15 protein-coding genes are annotated in these 19,938 nt (G+C 37.8%); 3 read left to right on the plus strand and 12 right to left on the minus strand.

Translation table 11 applies throughout. The annotated features are described in order from the left end of the window. Window positions 1–71: 71 nt before the first annotated feature. The 8 genes from hrpA to ABXG98_RS13080 all read right to left on the minus strand — a co-directional run bounded on the left by hrpA (window position 72) and on the right by ABXG98_RS13080 (window position 10,202). Window positions 72–4,181: an ATP-dependent RNA helicase HrpA gene (gene hrpA / locus ABXG98_RS13045; protein WP_502901561.1), complete on the minus strand. Its 4,110-nt coding sequence runs from the start codon at window positions 4,179–4,181 to the stop codon at window positions 72–74. Window positions 4,182–4,385: 204 nt separating this feature from the next. Next, window positions 4,386–4,820 carry a CBS domain-containing protein gene (locus tag ABXG98_RS13050; protein ID WP_353539129.1) on the minus strand — a complete coding sequence of 145 codons (435 nt, stop codon included), beginning with the start codon at window positions 4,818–4,820 and terminating at the stop codon, window positions 4,386–4,388. 320 nt (window positions 4,821–5,140) lie between these two features. Further along, on the minus strand, window positions 5,141–6,001 hold the full coding sequence (locus tag ABXG98_RS13055) for a D-amino acid aminotransferase (RefSeq protein ID WP_353539130.1): 861 nt from the start codon (window positions 5,999–6,001) through the stop codon (window positions 5,141–5,143). 25 nt (window positions 6,002–6,026) lie between these two features. After that, the gene (locus ABXG98_RS13060; protein WP_353539131.1) at window positions 6,027–6,863 is read right to left on the minus strand and encodes a glutamate cyclase domain-containing protein; all 837 of its coding nucleotides are present in this window, start codon (window positions 6,861–6,863) and stop codon (window positions 6,027–6,029) included. Between the two features lie 68 nt (window positions 6,864–6,931). Continuing rightward, on the minus strand, window positions 6,932–7,876 hold the full coding sequence (locus ABXG98_RS13065) for a 5-oxoprolinase subunit C family protein (RefSeq protein WP_353539132.1): 945 nt from the start codon (window positions 7,874–7,876) through the stop codon (window positions 6,932–6,934). Further along, entirely contained in the window at window positions 7,873–8,643 is a 771-nt protein-coding gene (gene pxpB / locus ABXG98_RS13070) for a 5-oxoprolinase subunit PxpB (RefSeq protein WP_353539133.1), read from the minus strand. The genes ABXG98_RS13065 and pxpB overlap by 4 nt, the downstream gene beginning before the upstream one ends. Further along, window positions 8,643–9,368 carry a 5-oxoprolinase subunit PxpA gene (locus ABXG98_RS13075; protein WP_353539134.1) on the minus strand — a complete coding sequence of 242 codons (726 nt, stop codon included), beginning with the start codon at window positions 9,366–9,368 and terminating at the stop codon, window positions 8,643–8,645. The genes pxpB and ABXG98_RS13075 overlap by 1 nt, the downstream gene beginning before the upstream one ends. Before the next feature lie 21 nt (window positions 9,369–9,389). Then, entirely contained in the window at window positions 9,390–10,202 is an 813-nt protein-coding gene (locus ABXG98_RS13080) for a putative hydro-lyase (RefSeq protein WP_353539135.1), read from the minus strand. Between the two features lie 242 nt (window positions 10,203–10,444). On the opposite strand from ABXG98_RS13080, the gene ABXG98_RS13085 reads away from it, so the two are divergent. Beyond that, window positions 10,445–11,458, plus strand: coding sequence for a phospholipase A (locus ABXG98_RS13085; protein WP_353539136.1), 1,014 nt, complete (start codon window positions 10,445–10,447; stop codon window positions 11,456–11,458). Window positions 11,459–11,730: 272 nt separating this feature from the next. Continuing rightward, complete coding sequence (locus tag ABXG98_RS13090) at window positions 11,731–13,737, plus strand: methyl-accepting chemotaxis protein (protein ID WP_353539137.1); 2,007 nt, start codon at window positions 11,731–11,733, stop codon at window positions 13,735–13,737. Between the two features lie 121 nt (window positions 13,738–13,858). Here the strand turns inward: ABXG98_RS13090 and ABXG98_RS13095 are convergent, their stop codons facing one another. From ABXG98_RS13095 to ABXG98_RS13110, 4 genes are all read right to left on the minus strand, one after another. Beyond that, on the minus strand, window positions 13,859–15,133 hold the full coding sequence (locus ABXG98_RS13095) for a TIGR03503 family protein (protein ID WP_353539138.1): 1,275 nt from the start codon (window positions 15,131–15,133) through the stop codon (window positions 13,859–13,861). A 68-nt stretch (window positions 15,134–15,201) separates the two neighbouring features. Beyond that, window positions 15,202–16,011 carry a DNA polymerase III subunit epsilon gene (gene dnaQ / locus ABXG98_RS13100; protein ID WP_353539139.1) on the minus strand — a complete coding sequence of 270 codons (810 nt, stop codon included), beginning with the start codon at window positions 16,009–16,011 and terminating at the stop codon, window positions 15,202–15,204. A 23-nt stretch (window positions 16,012–16,034) separates the two neighbouring features. After that, complete coding sequence (locus tag ABXG98_RS13105; protein ID WP_353539140.1) at window positions 16,035–16,544, minus strand: DUF2919 family protein; 510 nt, start codon at window positions 16,542–16,544, stop codon at window positions 16,035–16,037. Then, entirely contained in the window at window positions 16,541–17,275 is a 735-nt protein-coding gene (locus tag ABXG98_RS13110) for a DUF599 domain-containing protein (protein WP_353539172.1), read from the minus strand. The genes ABXG98_RS13105 and ABXG98_RS13110 overlap by 4 nt, the downstream gene beginning before the upstream one ends. Window positions 17,276–17,609: 334 nt before the next feature. On the opposite strand from ABXG98_RS13110, the gene ABXG98_RS13115 reads away from it, so the two are divergent. Continuing rightward, on the plus strand, window positions 17,610–19,901 hold the full coding sequence (locus ABXG98_RS13115) for a DUF5916 domain-containing protein (RefSeq protein WP_353539141.1): 2,292 nt from the start codon (window positions 17,610–17,612) through the stop codon (window positions 19,899–19,901). The last annotated feature ends 37 nt before the right edge of the window (window positions 19,902–19,938 follow it).

A 19,938-nucleotide genomic window follows, 5' to 3' on the forward strand; every position in this document is an offset into this window, starting at 1 on the left:
ATAGAATCACAAGCAGATAAGTTATTTATACTGAGCTTATGCTCCTGTGTCAAATAACTATGATATTCCGACTAAACTATATCATTTAAATGGTTCATTATTCGCTTTAATGAGATTGGCTGAGCTGTTCCTAAGTTTTGGGCAAATAATGAAATACGAAGCTCCTCTATCATCCATTTTATGGATAAAATGCTTTGTTCGATAGGTTTATCTTTTCGCTGCTTAGCTAAAACGCCTTGATATAAATCAGTTGCTTTAGTGACCTCTATCAGCTTTAACCTGTCTTGGTTAGGATCAATGGGCAGTTTTTCTAAACGTCGTAGAATACCTCTTAAATATCGAATGATATCGTCAAGCTTGTCAAAGCCCGAAGCACTAACAAAGCCTTTAAACACTAAGTTTTCACTTTGTTGTTTTATGTCACCATGAGCTTGAATAATATTAAGTGCCACATTTCCTTTTAACTTTTTAGCAATATCATGACGCAAGCTTAATGCTTGCTCAACTTTAATTGCCGCTGTTAATACACAATCTGAAATTTCAGCACGAACATAATCTCGTACTAAATCAAAATCATCTGCCGCTCTTGGTAGGTTAACCAGCCCTTTATCTTGCAGATATTTTTTTACTAAGAATACACAAGCACCCTGGATACAGTCTTGAAGCAAATCAGTAATCGAGCCAAAGGGGTTAAAGTACAAGCCTAACTTGGCTTTATTGGGCATTTTCTCTTGTAAGTATTTTAACGGCGATGGAATGTTTAATAATACAAGCCGGCTAATACCCAATAGCATGGCTTGCTCTGCTTGCTCTGCTTGTTCAAATAGCTCAACTGCAACGCTAGTTTTATGATCAACCAAAGCAGGAAAGGCTTTAATGGTCATATTCGCCACTTTCTTTTCATAGCCTTGGGGTAATTCACCAAAATCCCATTGGGTTAGTTTGGATTGTTCAATGCCTTTCTCTGCAACCTGTTTAATCGATGCTTTTACTTTTCCTTGTAGTTCTGCTTTTAACTGATTAAGATCACGCCCTTGCTTTTGTAGCTGCCCCTTTTCATCGACAATCTTGAAGTTCATGGTCAGATGTGCGGGCAATTCAACATTGTGCCAAACATCGTTGGGTAAGGTCACACCTGTCATACGTAATAATTGTTTTGCTAATACATCAACTAAAAGACCTTGATTTTCACTTATATTCTCTAAGCATGCTTGGGCATAGTTTGGTGCTGGCACAAAATTACGACGCAATGCCTTAGGTAGCGCTTTAATTAAGGCCACCACTAAATCATAGCGTAATGCAGGAATAAGCCAGTCAAAACCTTCGCCTTGGCATTGATTTAACAAGGCTATAGGGATTACCACACTGATACCATCATCAATGGCTCCAGGGCTAAAATGATATACCAATGGCAAGGTTAGATTGTTCTGCTGCCAAGTATCTGGATATTCTTTTGTTGATAGCTCACTGGCTGTTTCATTTAGTAAAAATGCTTTGGTAAAATTAAGCAATTTGGCCTGTGTTTGTTTTGTTTTTTTCCACCAAGCTAAAAAGCTTCGTTGGCAAATAACCGTTTCTGGTAACTTTTGTGAATAAAAGTCAACAAGCTGCTGCTCGTCAATTAAAAAATCTTTACGACGCGCTTTTTGCTCAAGGGCTTCAATGCTGGTCACTAATGCTTGGTTTTGTGCTAAAAATTTTTCTTTTATAAAACACTCGCCATTGACTAAAGCTTCACGAATAAATATTGCTCGGCAGGTGCTTGGCTCAATCACATTAAAGTTGATTTTACGTTTAACCACTATAGGTAAACCATAAAGGCTAACTTGTTCAAAAGCCATTACCGCCCCTTGTTTTTTCTCCCAATGTGGCTCACTGTAACTTCGTTTGATGAGATGCTGAGCTAATGGCTCAATCCACACTGGGTCAATACGGGCATTCATTCTGGCAAATAAGCGACTAGTTTCAACCAATTCAGCTGACATTAACCACTTAGGTGGCTTTTTTGCCAAACCAGAACCTGGAAATACAAAAAACTTACTGCCTCTGGCTCCCTTAAACTCTCTGTTTTCATCTTGATGACCTAAATGGCTCAACAAACCCGAAAGCAAAGCTTGGTGCACGGTCACTAGGCTGTCAGGCAGTGGCTGACTTTTTTTGCTTTGCGTGTTTGGCATAGCTTCATCAATAGAGAATTGGTAGTCCACTGATGTCAGCGCTATTTTTTGCTCTTTTAAGGTTAATTTAAGTTGGCTAAAGATATCTTGCCACTCGCGTATGCGCACATAAGACAAATACTCTCGTTGACACAGTTTTCTAAAGTGGTTTTGTGATAAACCTTTTTGTTGTTTAGTTACGTACTGCCAAAGGTTAAGTAAACTAATAAAGTCGGAATTTTTATCTATAAAACGATTATGTTTTTCATCTGCTGCCTGTTGTTTTTCATGAGGCCTTTCTCGGGGGTCTTGAATGCTTATCGCACTTACAATAATAAGTACTTGTTCCACACACCCTAGTTCTATGGCCGTTAGCACCATTTTAGCTAACCGAGGATCGATTGGGAATTTCGACAGTAGGCGCCCTGATTTTGTTAGCCGAGTGTGTTGCTTTGTGTGCTTTGTTCTTTTTTGTACCGCGTTATTATCAATAGCAGCTAGTTCTTCTAAGAGTTTAACACCATCATTTATATTGCGATTATCAGGGGCTTCAACAAACGGAAAATCCTCAATTTCGCCTAAGTCTAACGACAACATTTGCAAAATAACCGTTGCTAAATTAGTGCGCAAAATTTCAGGATCAGTAAACTCAGGACGATTTAAGAAATCATCTTCGCTGTACAGACGTATGCAGATACCAGAAGATACTCGCCCACATCTCCCTGCCCTTTGATTTGCACTTGCTTGTGAAATAGCCTCAATAGGCAAGCGTTGCACTTTGGTTCGATAGCTATAACGTGAAATACGTGCAGTACCTGGATCGATAACATACTTTATGCCAGGAACTGTTAAGCTTGTTTCAGCAACGTTGGTCGCGAGCACAATATTTCGCCCGGAATGTGGCTTAAATATTTGATTTTGTTCACTCACGGTTAAGCGGGCATACAAAGGTAAGATGTGGGTGTGTCTTAAGTTGGCCTTATTCAGAGCTGCCGCTGTATCTCTAATTTCTCGCTCACCATTTAAGAATATTAAAATATCACCTTGCTCGGCCGCTGGTAACTGCGAAAGCTCATCGACTGCATTTAGAATACCACTTATCACATCCTTGGCTTCAAAGGCCCCTTTGTTGGTCAGCGCTTCTTGCTCACGGTCCTTCACTGCGCCATCAAATAATGGACGATAGCGAACTTCAACTGGGTAAGTACGCCCTGACACTTCGATAATAGGAGCTGGATTGCCGTGTTGATCAGCAAAATGGTTGGCAAAACGCTGAGGGTCAATAGTAGCCGATGTTACAATAATTTTAAGATCGGGTCGTTTGACTAGAATTTGACGAAGATAACCTAAAATAAAATCTATATTTAAACTACGTTCATGGGCTTCATCAATGATAATGGTATCGTATTGACGAAGCAGTCGATCTTTTTGCATTTCAGCAAGTAAAATGCCATCTGTCATCAATTTTATATAGCTATGTTGACTAACCTGATCGTTAAACCTAACTTTATAACCCACTTGCTGGCCGAGTTTACTATTAAGCTCCTCAGCAATACGATTGGCTACTGTTCTCGCCGCTATTCTTCGTGGTTGAGTATGACCTATGAGACCATCAACCCCTCGGCCTAATTCAAGGCATATCTTTGGTATTTGTGTGGTTTTACCCGAGCCAGTTTCCCCGGCAATTATCACGACTTGGTGGTCACGAATAGCTTGCGAAATTTGCTCTGCATTATCGCTAATAGGTAAGCCTTCAGGATAAGTAATGCTTGGAAGATTCTGTAACTTTTGCTGTTTTTCATTAATCGACTGTTCGATTGCTTGTGCTGTTTTTTTAAGTTGTTTTAATTGTTGGCTAACTTTAGTGTCTTGATGGCTTTCAGATGAAGCCAATTGATTCATCATTCTTTTATGATGAATCAATTGCTTTTTCAACCAAAGAAAGTCAGCACGTTTTACCCGTTGCAAAGCATCAAATAAGTGTTGAATATTAGGGGGCTCTTTCGTTAATGTGCTATTTTCAATACAAAGCGTTTTATCTGATTGTAGACGAGGTTCTTTACTATTTTTTTTAGCGGGTATGGGATTTGACGACAAAATAAACTCAACTAATTCAACAAAAGGGAAACGTAGAAAAGTCTATTTTATCAGTTATAGTAAATAAATCACATCTGCATTAGCAAACTCTGCAATATATGATATGTACAACCGTTTAAGGTTATCATTTACTTAATAAGAGGCATGTGCCTTATCAGAGATTAGGTTTGCTCTGATATGTTTATCAATCGCATGTAACACATCATTGCGACAGATAGTGCCCAGTAAATTGCCGTCGTCATCTATCACCGGGTATACCTTAGGTTTATCTTTAAGCATTTGCTGACCTAACTCAATAATACTGTCGTAAGGTTTTACCGACAACACATCATTGCGCATAATATCACCAACATCAGCAATATGCTCTTTGTAATAAATGGTTTCGATCATTTTCGCTAACACATCACTTTCTGATATAAAGCCAATTAGTTTGCCATTTTTATCAACTACTGGACCGCCAGTTTGCTTAGTTTTGAGAAAGCGCAATGAAGCTTCTTCTACCGCCATATTTTTCGTAAAAGTAACTGGTGAAGCGTTCATATATTCATTTACATTGATACTTTGCATTTTATATCTCCTAAAATCAACCGCTTATCTACGCACTTTATTTAACTTTAGTTCGTGGACATTTTGTCACTGTTCTGTGTATAACCATTACTGATTTTTCAAGATTAAATAGGTAACATAATAAAATACAGTTTAATCATGCCATCCCTTCATAAATCTTTCATCAAAATACAAAAGAAGAGTTATTTACATTAGCCTTACTATTAATGTAGATAACTCTTTTGCAAAACACCACTTTTTCATGGGTTTATCTGAACAATATTCTCAAGTATCATTCGTTGAAAATTCTTTCGAGAAAAAAACAATGAGTCCGTTTGTAATTAGTAGTTAAACTTATATTTTGAATATAAGGTGGCAGCTTTTAACCATACTGGCCCAACTTTACCATCACCAACGGGGCTACCATCTAACAAAGTCACCGGTGCAATTTCTTTTGAAGAACTGGTAATCCAGATTTCATCGGCATTACGCACTTCATTAAGGGTTATAGTGCGCTCCTCCACGGTCAAAGCCCCATGCTCAGTTAAAATATCAATAACTAAACGACGGGTAATTCCGGGTAAAATTTGGTTATCTTGAACTGAAGTCGCAATAACCCCATCTTTCACAATAAAAATATTAGATGCACTCGCCTCAGTTAATTCGTGCTGGCGATTATAAAGTAGCACTTCATGGCTGCCCGCTTCGTAGCCTTGTTGAAAATGTAAAACATTACCAAGTAAAGCCGTTGATTTTATTTGGCAGCGTTGCCAACGTAAATCTTCGGTACTGGTCAAGGCATAACCTTTTCCAACGGTTGCTAAGTCCGGTTGTTTAGGGATAGGGATTTCAAAGGCCATGGCAAATACTGTTGGCTCAATATGCTTTGGAAACGCATGAAATCGTTTATTATCGGCACCGCGACTTACGTGTAAATAAATACCAAGTGGGCCTGCGCCGTTTTTATTACTTAACTCTTCACATAGTCTGTGCCACTGATTCTCACTCCAATTAAGTTCGATACCAATAGCCTTTAAACCATCATTCATTCTGTTGATATGGCCTTCAAACCCAACCATTTGGCCAAAATAAGAAGGAATCACTTCATAAATGCCATCACCGAATAAAAAACCGCGATCAAGTGGGGAAATTTTTGCTTCTTCAACCGGCATATACGTGCCATTTAAAAACACAGTGCTCATTTTAATTTTCCTGATAATTGTTTGACTAGTAACCTATCAAGGCTCTAATTCTCGAAATCAAAGCAATACCTTCCGATGCTGGAAGGCTATCTTCTGTTAATTCATTTTTACGGGTCACACCATCAACACTGCCTAAGCTAGAAACATACTTAAGAATTTTTTCAGGACAAGTTTCACTTAGTAAGTCTTGTTTTGACCAACGACTTAAAAAGGCTAAAATGCCATATACTCCCCAATTAGAAACATCACTTATAATTAATTCATCACACTGTGTAACAGCAGGAATTATATCCAGGGTTGATAAGAACGCTTTAACATTGCCCATACCTATTTCGTTGCCGCCATCACCAATAGCGATTGTTGGACAACACGCTTCATCCATAAAAAAATCAAAACAAGCAGCTTTAGCGCTAATATTTTCTCCTCGCATATTGTGATAACAGCCGTTTTCAGCCAACCCTGGACGCTCTATTGAAATAATAGCCTGAGGCTGATAATACGCTAAAGCGCGTCTTGCTTCTGCTAACCCTAGATCTTTTTTACCGATACTAATAACACAAATACGGTAGTCATTTTCAAAAGCGGTCGCCATAGGCGTGCCACAAACAAGAACTGGAGTAGCACCTAACAAGGCTAGCGCACGATATAAGATTAAGGCACCCACAGGGCCATCTGTTTCAAAAGTATTAACGACAGGAAAGCCGGTACCAATAAGCACAGTGCCTTGAATATTGTGTAATGCTCTCGCTGCACGCAAGCAATAGCCGGGTGTTAATTGAGGTTGCAAATCTTTCATGCCACGTAAGTTCCGCTCAACTAACATGTCTTCAATTTGCTCGCTCAATAATTGTTCATCTATCATCTTTTTTTCTTCTTATGGTCAACAGCAATTAACACAATGTAGTATAAAATCGATGCTTTATAAAACGGCTAGCAAACATCTAATATTGTTCGATTAAAGCGGCTCAAACTTAAGTGATAAAAATTGTGTGCTTGTTCCATACTGATTGGTTCGAAACGCACTTTCCCCCCTTGAGCTAATTGCCCTAATTTAGCAGCGTCTATAGACGAAACCGCACCAATTTTTGGATAACCGCCTATGGTTTGTCTATCATTCATTAAGACAATGGGCTGACCATCGGCAGGTATTTGCACCGCACCATAACAAATGCCTTCAGATAAAACACCATCGATATCACAGGCTATTTTTTTTCCTGTTAAACGATACCCCATACGATCAAAATGTTTACTGACTTGGTATTCACTAGAAAAAAATAAACGTTGTTGGTATGGTGAAAAATAATGCTGTTGATAACTGGGAATCGTGTGCAAAATCACTTCATCGTTATACTCAGGCCATAACTTTTCATTTAAAACAAGGTTATGCTTTCTCGTTCGACTTAGGCAAGGCAAAATATCATTGACTTGAAGCTTATCTCCTGTCAAACCTCCAATTCCCTCTCGGCACACGGTTGCAGTACTACCAAAACTCGATGTAACAGTAAAACCATCGGCAACCGCCAGATAACTTCGTACGCCTTGATTAGCAAAACCCAGTGCAATCTCATCGCCCGCTTTTATAGAATGACTCCGCCATAAGTCTTTTATTTGTCCATTGATAGTTAATGGCATAGTTGCCCCAGTAACCGCAATTGTAGTGTCAAGCTGAGCAACCAAAGTCAAACCGCCGGCACTCACTTCAATCGCGCTAGTATCTAACGGGTTTTCACATAAACGATTTGCCCAGTGAAAGGCGTGCAAATCCATCGGACCACCATTGGTTAACCCTATATTAAAAGCGCCATAGCGTCCTTGGTCTTGAATAAGGCTTAACACCCCTGATTGTTTTATTAAAAACCCGAGAGCTGAACTCATGTCGATGCTCCTAACTCTTTAGGGATTTCTCCGCTCAAGTCTAAAAACGCTTGTTTGGAAATTGCCTTAAACTTGACCTTATCTCCAACCTTTACTGGCATGCTAGGTCGGGCATTAGCATCAAACATTGCGATAGGACATAAACCTATGATATTCCAACCACCAGGAGAAACATTTGGATAAACTGCGGTTTGCTTATCTGCTATTGCAACAGCGCCTTTGGGTACTTTCATTCTAGGGGTGCTTAAACGTGGCGAAGCAATTCGTTGATCAACCTCCCCTAAATAAGCAAAACCTGGGGCAAAACCGATAGCATAAACATGGTATGTTTGATCTTGATGTATGTTGATAATTTGTTCCACACTCAAGTTTGTTCGCTGTGCTATCAATGCTAAATCTGGCCCAGATTCAAGCGAGTAATAAACAGGTAACTCAACCACAGTAGGTGGTGGGATATCAGCTAAGGTTTGCGCTTGCTCACCGAGGGTATGAAATAATGCTCGCAAATGATTTCGTATACTATGGTGATCTGTACTTTGTAAATTAAACATCACCATAATTGAAGCATAAGAAGGCACTAAATCAATAATATCTCTTGATAAGGCCGACTTCATTGCATTGCGTATACATTGCTCAGCTTGCTGTACTTGCAGTGCAACCTCACTGCTTGCATGATCTGCAAAGTAAATAATCAAGGCATTTTCACCGGCAATATGCATCTTTACCTTGTTTGCATCAAAACGGCACGTATCAAGGAGTAAAGTCATTAACCGATTAACTCCCTTATGGCTTCTATCGACTGCACGCCTTCAATATTGTCGCCATGCACACATAAACTATCAACCGCTAAGGTTAAGGTGTTTCCATTGAGAGTAGTCACACTTCCCTGCTCTTTAAGTTGCTTGACTTGTGCTAACATTTTTTCTTTATTATGCACAGCACCTGCTTTGCTTCGTGATAATAGTTTTCCATCATCGTCATAACATCTATCCGCAAAAGCCTCACCAAGCACTTCGACCTGGAAACACTCGGCATGTGCCTTGTGGTGCGCTATGTCTGGTGTTGCTTGCAGCATTAGTTTCAATGGTCGATAGTAATTACTTAACGCTAGTAATATAGATTCTCTCACCTGTGAATTCGCCATCATATCATTATATAAGGCGCCATGAGGCTTAACATATTCCAACTCAACTCCCATCGATTTAGCTACGCCATCGATAGCGGCAATTTGATAAGTGACAATTGCAATCAGCTCTTCGCTAGAGCACTTGATAGAACGACGACCAAAACCAACTAAGTCGGGGTAACCCGGATGAGCACCAACACTGACATTATTAGCTTTAGCCAGCGCCAAGGTTTTTTGCATCACTAAAGGGTCACCTGCATGAAAGCCACATGCAATATTCGCTTGGTCTATATGTGGCATCACTTGCTCATCTAGGCCCATGGTCCAATTACCAAAACTTTCACCTAAATCACAATTTAATTTCATCATACTTCCTTTTTTAATCAGTTACAGCACAGCTAAGCTCGAGTTTGCTATATCAGTTATTAACATTTTCCCTGGGCTGTGAGTGATACAAAATGGCGGTTTAGTTTGCTCTAATACCAATTGCGGGGTTACACCACATGCCCAAAATACTGGTACTTCGTTATCTTTAATAGTAACAGCCTCACCATAGTCTGGGTTATTAATGTCAGTAATACCAATACATTCTGGTTGACCAAAATGTATTGGTGCACCATGAACAGAAGGAAAGCGACTACAGATTTGGATGGCGCGAATAGCATCTTTAGGTTGCATAGGTCGCATACTGACAACAGTGTCGCCGCTAAATCGCCCAGCGGTTTTACAAGCGAGATTAGTGCGGTACATAGGTACATTTTTGTTTTCGCTGATATTTCGAATTTCAAGGCCATCAGCAATCAATGCCTCTTCAAATGAAAATGAACAACCCAAAACAAAGGTGACTAATTCATCAGACCAAAGCGACTTTATATCGGTTAATTCTTGTTCTAATTTACCGTATTTAAATAAGCGATACCCTGGGACATCAGTGCGAATATCAATATTTTCACCTAATTCTGGTAACAAAAAATCTCCTGCTTGGGCTGACATACCAATTAATGGACAAGGTTTAGGATTAAACAGACAAAACTGCAAAAAATCATCGGCCCAATCTTTTGGTAAAATAACAATATTGCCTTGAACACAACCTTGAGCAAAACCTGAAGTATTACTGGTAAATTCATTATAGCGAATTTGCTGACGCAGTTGGTAGGCACTCGTTTTTACCCGAGCAGAGTCGGTATGATTAACTGTCATAAAAATCACTTTTTAGCTTAGCTATAAAAAGAATATTATCATGGATCAGTATCAATAATACCACCTAGTTGTGCTACAAATTACAACCAATAAAAAGGTATACATAAAAGTGCATTGGAAGTTCTTTAACATGCTGATAAGTTTTGTTTCTTTACTTTAACTGTAACCCTATCACACGAGGAGACAATAACGGCTTCTGCGGTTATACTCTGCACATCTTAAAAAAATTATTCTATAACAATATGCTTAAATCATTATTTGTAACGCTGGTGATATTTTTCCTCGTCCCTAAAGCTTTAGCAAAAACGCAATCGTTTGATGATCTTTTTCAAGAGTGCTTATTTACCTCGATCAAAACTGCAAATAAGGACCAAACCTTAAAGCAAATAGAAAGTGATTGCGAAAAAAAAATAGCCAAAAAACACATGGGTGCTAAAGAGCTTGGTGCTATCTCTGAGCGTATGATCAAAGAAAGACAGTCTGCGTTTAACCCCTATGTGATCACACCTCACAAAATGAACTATATTTTGCCTGTTATTGTTACCAACGCACTTAATACAGAGGCTTATAGTGATTATTCAAACTGGGCTGAAAATATTAAAGATATTGAAGCAAAATTTCAAATTAGTATCAAAGTACCACTGTTCACAAGTACGTTTTTAGTTAAAGGTGATCAACTCTTTTTTGGGTTTACACTAGAGTCATGGTGGCAAATATATTCAGAAAATATTTCTCGGCCTTTTAGAGAAACCAACTATCAGCCAGAGTTTTTTTACTTTATCCCTACCAAATGGCACCCGTTTGATACCAATTCTGGTATTTTCTTCGGTTTAGAACATCAATCAAATGGTCGCTCACAGCTAATATCACGAAGTTGGAATAGAGTTTACGCAAACTTTCTTTTTGAAAAAGATAGCTTCGCTTTTTCATTTCGCCCTTGGTTTCGAATACCAGAAGGAGACGAGCCAACCACTCGTGATGTGATAGGTGATGACAATAGTGATATTACCAAATACATGGGGCATTTTGAGCTAGGTATGGCGTATGACTGGCGCAAAGATTACGAAATATCCCTAAAAATCAGAGAAAATTTTGCGAGTCACCATGGTGCTATCGAGATTGGCTTTACCTTCCCTTTATGGGGTAAATTACGAGGGTATGCGCAATACTTTAATGGCTATGGCGAAAGCTTAATTGACTATAACCATAAACAGCAGCGCTTTGGTATTGGCATTGCGCTCACTGATATTTTATAAACAGGTAGAGCTTAAAGTCGGTTACTAAATACCCTAAACATAACCCGCACCTGTAAAATGCCATCAACAAAGTAACCGTCCGCATTGCAACTATGGCACCTATGATGCTTTAACTACCAGTGCCCATAAACAGTACCCATAAACTTACGCGTGAAATTCTATAAAGTTAAACAAAACATTTATATGAAAATTGCAGTAATTAAAATATCAACTACACTAGTATGAGGAATATATATTTCAATCGAAATCTGTGCCTGTATTAAGGATAATCAATGAAACTATTAAACAACCTCGCATTTAAACAAAAACTTTTTTTATTAGTCCTCCTACCGCTTATTTGTTGTTTATATTTTGGCATACTCAATTTATTTCAAACCATTGATAATCAAAATAAGTTATCTGAAGGACAAGCGTTTCTTTCCCTTGCCTTAGTCAACAATGCACTGGTACATGAGTTACAAAAAGAACGTGGTATGACAGCGGTATTTATTGGCAGTAAAGGAAAAAACTTTGCTAACGAATTGACTAATCAGCGCCGCATAACAGATCAAGCCAATGGAAAAATGACCCAAGCACTTAACACTTTTGTCACACAAAACCGTGAAGTAAATGACATTATCTCAACAATTACCACACAACTTAATAAACTGACCTCAATGCGAAATAAAGTAGACAACTTATCTATTTCGCTTGGAGATGCACTGGGTTATTACACCAAACAAAATAACAAAATGCTAAGATTAACCGGCTTCTTTATTAATATCAGCCCTAAAGAATCGGTTAAAAGTGCACTTTCTTATTATAATTTTATTGAAGCTAAAGAGCGTGCTGGCATTGAACGTGCCGTTGCCAGTGGTGGTTTTGCCGAAAATAAATTTACAACCCAAGCCTATCAAAAATTTATTCGCTTAAATGCTGAGCAAGAAACTTATTTAGAACAGTTTTTATTAAATAGCTCGGTTCAATTGAAAGCTGATTTTAATAAAATAATGCAACATACCGCTGTTGTTGACGTAAAAAAAATGCGCAATCTTGCGATGCAACGAGGACAAAATGGTCCTTTTAATATTGATGCAGGTGTTTGGTTTGATAATGCAACAACCCGCATCAACCTGCTTAAAGAGATTGAAACGCAACAATCAAACAGTTTTATTCAAGAGATAAACCTACTGCTTGAACAAGCAAATATTGATCTTATCTATACCATAATTATCATTGTGTTAGCGCTAACTTTAACTTGTGTAGTGGCATTATCTATATTATCTAATTTGCTCAAGCAACTTAAAGAAATTTCTAACGCATTAAGCAAAGCCAAGAATCATCAAGATTTATCGGCTTGTGCTCAAGTGTTAAGCTCTGATGAGTTAGGACAAGTTGCAGCTGCCCTTAATGATACGCTTAAGACGTTTTCTCAAGCGATCGATCAAATTAGTCATAGCAGTATTGAACTATCAGCTTCCGCTCAACAATCTGCAAGTACAGTCAATAATAATTCAAAAAGCCTACAATCTCAGCGAGATGAAACGGCTCAGGTGGCTACAGCTATTGAAGAGATGTCAGCAACGGTTCAAGAAGTATCGCGCAATGCCTCTGATGCGATGACCGCCGCTCATAAAGTAAATAGAAAAGCGATTGAAAGCCAAACCGTTGTTGGTAATTCGTTGGGAACTATTAATGATTTGATCGATGAAGTTAATCAAATCAGCAGCCTTATTGCTGGTTTGCACACCACAAGTACTACTATCTCAAATGTTGTAGATGTTATTAAAGGAGTTGCCGAACAAACTAACTTGCTCGCATTAAATGCTGCAATTGAAGCTGCCCGTGCAGGAGAGCAAGGCCGTGGATTTGCTGTTGTTGCAGACGAGGTTAGAACCTTAGCACAACGAACTCAAGACTCAACGGTTGAAATAGAAACTATTGTTAATCAACTGCAAAAAGAAGCAAGTAACGCTAACACGGTAATTTCAGGCTCTCAACAACGAGCAAACAACAGTATAACCGAAACGCAAAAGATAGAATCTTCGTTAGCTGAAATTGTTGTATCTATTTCTGATGTCAGCTCGATGATTGAACAAATAGCCTCTGCCGCTGAAGAACAAGTGCATGTAACTCAAGAGATAAATCAAAATGTAAATGATATAGACGCTAAATCGCATGAAGTTACAGTAGGTGCTCAAGAGGTTTCACAAGTTGCTAACGATCAAGTCTCTTTAGCCAGTAAACTACAAGCATTAGCTGCGGGTTTTACAATTAATAAACTTATCAAGAACAGCTAGATTAATGGAGCTTTACTAAGGTAATACTATATGATTATTGTATTACCTTAGCCTAACCGCTTAAGCTAATCACTTTGACAAAATAAACAGTATAATCGACTTATTTAATTGCTTGATAGCGCTATTCATCATCACTTACCTGAGGTTGCTTTTGCCTTCTTCGTATCACTAAAAACGATATTAAAGCAATGATAATAATAATAGCATTACCCGCCACAATCATTATTATCGATTGCATTTCTTCTTCTTCTACCATTCGTTGCTGCTCAGCTTTGGCTTTAGCTAGTTGTTCCGCTTGCTCTGCCAACAGCTTAGCTTCATCAACTTCGATTAATTGTTCAACGCCATCTTCACCGAGCGTAGATAACAGACGCTTTTTGCTATTATCTTCTACATTAAAGGTGTACTCAGGTACAACTAATCTGAATTCTCGTCCCGTAATAGTTTTGCCAAAGGCCTTTAAGTTAATACGGTGAATCCCCGGCTCTGTGAAAGCAATGTCTTGAATTCGTAATGCTTGGTTTTCACCGTATTCATCATCCATAATGGCAAATGTTTCAATTTGCTTATCGGGAAAAGTAACCTCTCCTTGAAACACAACACTTTTGGGGTCAATATGAGTTTCATCAATATGTATCATTAAACGGTGCGGGTTACTGTCATTTTTTGATATTTTCTCACTAAAGCTGATAGGGGTTCTTTGCAAAATAATAGGTTTTTGGTGAAGCTCTCTCGTCATCATAGGTAACTTGATCACATAAACAGGTTGCCACTCACCTGCGGCAAAATTTAATAAGAACTCACCTGTGTATATATTATCTCCTGCGTATTCATCAAGATCTCGACCATCATCTCTAAAAGATGCAATTTTAAAGGCATCAGCACCAAAATTATCATAATCAGAATTATTAGTACTAAAAAAGTTTACATCCAATACGATAACCTTTCTAAAGTAAGGCATATCTATTTTGTTTTTACCGTTATAGAGTTTAGCTATCACCTTTAACGTTTCGCCTGACAAAATAATTTCAGGTAAGGGCTCAACCACCAAATTAATATCAGAAACGATTAATATTTTACTTTCAGGTAAAATATTACCTATCGCCTGCCATGGTCCAACCATAGGTTTCTTAATCACCACCATGTCATAAGTACGGTCATCATACCATTGCACCTTGTCACGGTCGTGATCATTAATACGCAATTTTTTACCGTCAGGTTGTACCAATATTACAGGTTTACTGCCTCGCTTTCGGAAGAAAATCAAGGTGATTTGATCAAGGGCAGCATCAATACGAAAGCGATTATCAAAATAAGGAATTTGATTGGTGATATTGTCACTTTGATGATAATCAATCTTATCTTTTGTGCTACTTTTTTGAACTGCGCTAGTCATACTTTGAGCTTTTGTCTCTTGTTGAGCACAAACAAAGCTTATATTAACTAAAAGCAGCATACATAATACTAATGACTTGGTAATGTCCAAAGTGGCTCTGCTCCTTTTTGTTTTACAACCTGTAATCTATCTTTATGGGCTTCTACTTCATCGGCAGTAGCCGTGATAACCTTTAATTTTTCTCGATCATTAGGCAAACGTCTGATCGTTTTTTCATCACCATTGCTATTTTCATTTACTGATAAATTAAAGGTTGATTGCTTTCGAGTCATTTCAATATAAACAAAAGCAAGCAGCTGTGCATCAATTAATGCCCCGTGATAAGTCCGATCAACTAACTTATCTACTTTATAAAAGCGAGCTAAATAATCTAACGTTTTAGGAGAGCCAAATTCATCTTTTGACGTTTTTAGGGTATCAATAACACTACAGATATCCCCTGTCATCGGTACTTTATTGCTAAAACGCTCACCTGCGTTTAATAATGAAAACTCATGATCCATAAAGCCAACATCAAATTTAGCATTATGAATGACTAGCTCACCACCGCGTATGAAATTTATAAAATCATCAGCGACTTGAGAAAAAATTGGTTTATCATCTAAAAACTCGTTGGTTAAACCATGGACATCAATAACCTCTTGTTCCATTTGCAACACTTGTCCGCGTGCATCAAGGGGTTTTATGTAAACGTGAAAATTATTTCCCGTCAGTTGTCTGTTTATCATTTCCACACAACCAATTTCTACAATTCTATGACCTTCTCTAGGGTTAATGCCGGTTGTTTCGGTATCAAGAATAATTAATCTTTCTTCTTGTTTGACATCAACTTTTGTTTCGTTTGTCTCTTGGGGAATCGTTACATTCACGTTAATCATCTCATTTGTTTAAAATTGGTCGTTCAGGATTTGTTATTTTCAGGTATAGGTTGTGGAAATTCTTCTAAATTAATTGAAAACCGCTCGCTTTTATAACATAAGGCTATTAATAATATAGTGACAACTATTTGCATAATTAACCACTGTAATGACAATAGCTGCCAATAAAAATACCCTACAGCATGAGTGAGCAAATCAAATAATAACGCGGTAATTAAAATTGCGCGACTATGCTTCCAGCATGATTGCACCCAGGCTGCAGCTTTTGGCCTGCGCAAACTAATAATCAATACCACAAATAAACCTACTGCACCTGAAAGTAAACTTAGGTAAAACAACGCTGTTTCTGGGTATATCCAAGAAATAATACTCACCCTGTCACGCATATTTGTTACGGACATTAACCATACTAAATATCCACGCAAGACAAAGAGCAGCACTAAATAAAAACCTTTAGACAATTTAAGGCAATCGTAACTATCGAAGTCTTCTACAGAATATTTCTGATATTTGTTCTGTTGGTTAACCGTCACTTATCCAACCTGCTTTTCAACTTAGTTTCACGTTCAGTATTAAGGTATGCTTGACCAGCCGTGATCGCTTTTACCGCCTTAGAATTAAACTCTCGTGCATATAAGGTATATACAATCCAAAGACTCATTACCATTAACAAAATAGGATGAAAAAACCAACAAATAGCCGCCAAAGCAAAATAATATGAACGTAACCCATAATTATAAGAGTGGGCTGCTTGATCTTGTACAATGGCCATTTGCCTTGCATATGCTTGTAAATTTTTGTTGGTACCTGACACATCAATAGGTGCAGCACCAACCATCACATTTACAAAACCATATTGCCGCATAGACCAGGTAAATTGGAAAAAAGATAAGACAAAAATAAACGCTAACAAACTTAGCTTAAGCTGAATAGCTAAATGACTGGCATGATCAGCATAAGGTATAGACAAAATAACTGACTCTAAGGTATTAATTTTTGCAAATAAGGTCAGAATACCAGCCAAAACTAACAAGGTACTTGAGGCAAAAAAAGCAATATTACGCTCTAAATTTGCCAATAAAGCCGCCTCTCCCACTCTCACCTCTCGGGTTATCGTTTCAGACATCCAATGAATTCTATGCTGATTTAAACTGCGCGCTATACAATCTGTTGTTTTTGCTTTTATTCGTGCAAACCAAGTATAACCTGACCAAGAAAGTAAAAAAGTAAGCAAAGCAACAATATCTAGAGTCGATAGCGGCATATATAACCTCAAGGGAGTGAAAACAGTGAAAGCGGTGATATTCCTAGCCAATATTAACGCGTTAATAACATACTGCAATAGTATATCTTGGTTATTTGACCTTTCATCAGCAAAGCTAACGATTAAGTCAGATAATAACAAAAGTAAATAGCCATGACTAATTGATAATATACGCAAGCAAAATCGAAATAAATAACAAATAGTCAATGGTGATTATTGTGTTAGTAGCTGAAATTTGTAACAATCCACACAATTTTTATACGAATAACATTCGTATTCGGTGATACTCGCCAATAATAATAATAATTAATAACAATAAATTTACGGATGATATATGAAAAAGCTAAGTTATAATAACTTATCGGTGCTTTTTATTACTTTTTTACTGAACTTTACCCTATTTTCGGTACAAGCAAGCACCCTGCTCTCAGAGAGATTACAACCTTTAAATATTCCCTATAGCAAAGGAAGTATTTCTATTGATGGTAGCTTAGAAGATTCACTTTGGTCTAAAGCATTAGTGGTTGACCTTGACTTGGTTAACAGTCCTTGGGATAACTTACCTAGCCCCGTAAAAACCACAGCGAAGTTGATTGAAAATGGTGAGTTTCTCTATGTGTCATTTATTGCTGAAGATCCTGATCCTGAAAAAATCCAAGGCTTTTTAAGAGATAGAGACACAGCTTGGTTTGATGATCTGGTTGGCATCAAACTCGACACCCACAATAATCGTCGTTTGAACTATGAGTTTTTTGTCAACCCTTATGGTGTGCAAAATGATGCTACCTTCAATGAAATAACACTCAGCGCTAATACTGCTTGGGATGGACTTTGGTATTCTTTTGGTAAAAAAACAGCCAACGGCTACCAAGTTGAAATTGCCATTCCTTATAGCATTTTAAACTTCAAAAGTGACGGGCAAGAAAAAAAGTGGGCCATTGAACTTGTCAGAACCTACCCTAGGGATACCAAATTACGTATTTCTCATGTACCGCTCGATAGAGACAACGCCTGTTGGCTTTGTCAATACCCAGAAGCCGTAGGCTTTAAAAGTGCTAAAATAGGTAAAAACTTGCGCTTAACACCAACTCTCAGTGCCAACAGAAATCAAACCAGAGATACCTATTCACAAAATAGCGATGCTGCGAGTAACTGGGCTACTCAAGATGATATTTCTGCAGGGTTAGATTTACGCTGGAGTATCAATTCCAATAACTTATTAAATGCCACCATCAACCCTGACTTTTCAACGGTAGAAAGTGATAGTCCACAACTTAAGGTTAATACCAACTTTGCCTTACTTTATGAAGAAAAACGTGCGTTTTTTCTCGATAATAGCGACTATTTTAGTAGTGACTTTAACTTGGTTTATACGAGAAACATTGCTGAACCCGATTATGGCGCCAAACTTACCGGTAGAATTAATAAACACAGCTACGGGGTATTTACCACTAACGATACTAAAACCAATATTTTACTTCCAGGTAATTTAAATTCTGACATTATTACCTTAAATAGAGCTAGCAACGCCAGCGTTTTTCGGTACCGTTTCGATTATAATGATGATTTAACCATAGGTGCTATTGCCACCTTACGTTCAGCAGATGATTATCATAACTATGTTGTCGGCTTGGATGCACGTTACCGTTTATCTGACTCTAATGCATTAAAAGCACAGTGGTTAACTTCTGACTCTGAATTTGAGCTATTTAGCAACAGCTATAGCAACCATGACAATAATTCTAGCGAACAAGCGTTTAAAATTAACTTTACCCATGATTCTGAGTACTGGTTACTTGATTTAGACCATCAAACTATTGGTACTAATTTTCGAGCTGATTTAGGCTATATGCCTAAAGCTGATATCAAAATTGACACAGCATTACTCAAAAGAACCTTCTATTCTGAGCAAGATAGTCTTTGGCAGGAGGCTGGTATCTCTGGTGAATGGAAAATAGTTCACAATATTAATAACGAGTTGATTGAACGAGAGCTAAGTACTAGATTTTCAATTGATGGCCCCTTGCAATCGATTTTCGAACTAGACTTTACTCATGGCGAAAAGGTAGGCCTTCGTTATGACAATACCTTAACAGATATCGACGGTAACACATCGTCCTTTAATGAAGATCAACTCAATTTATATAGCAGTGTTAAATTAAATAACCGTACTTTTATCTCACTTGATGTGACTGTTGGTGATAAAATTGATTACGCTAATGATCGATTAGGCGATTTAAAGCAGGTTGCGGCTAATGTGACTATTTTCGTAACCGATCATTTTGAGTTTGATTATTATCAGACCTACAGCAAATTAGATACAAAGAATAACCAGGGCACTACCGAGAATTTTTACATCGCTAACATCTCTGATCTTCGTTTGTCCTATCAATTTGATGTACGTAGCTACTTGAAATTTAGCCTTGCCTATTATGATGTTGAATACGCTAGCGGTGAAGCATATAAAGATTTAGCCACAAAATTAATTTACGCCTATAAAATAAACCCACAAACGGTGTTCTTCCTAGGGTATTCTGATTTTAGTTTTCAAGATAATGATTTAACAAAATTAAAACCAAGCGATAGAACATTTTTTACTAAAATCAGTTACGCTTGGTCTTTATAAAGAGTCTAAGCGACTATCTTCATGTTCAATATGAGTA

This window comes from Colwellia sp. KU-HH00111 (assembly GCF_040362745.1).
GTDB lineage: Bacteria > Pseudomonadota > Gammaproteobacteria > Enterobacterales > Alteromonadaceae > Colwellia.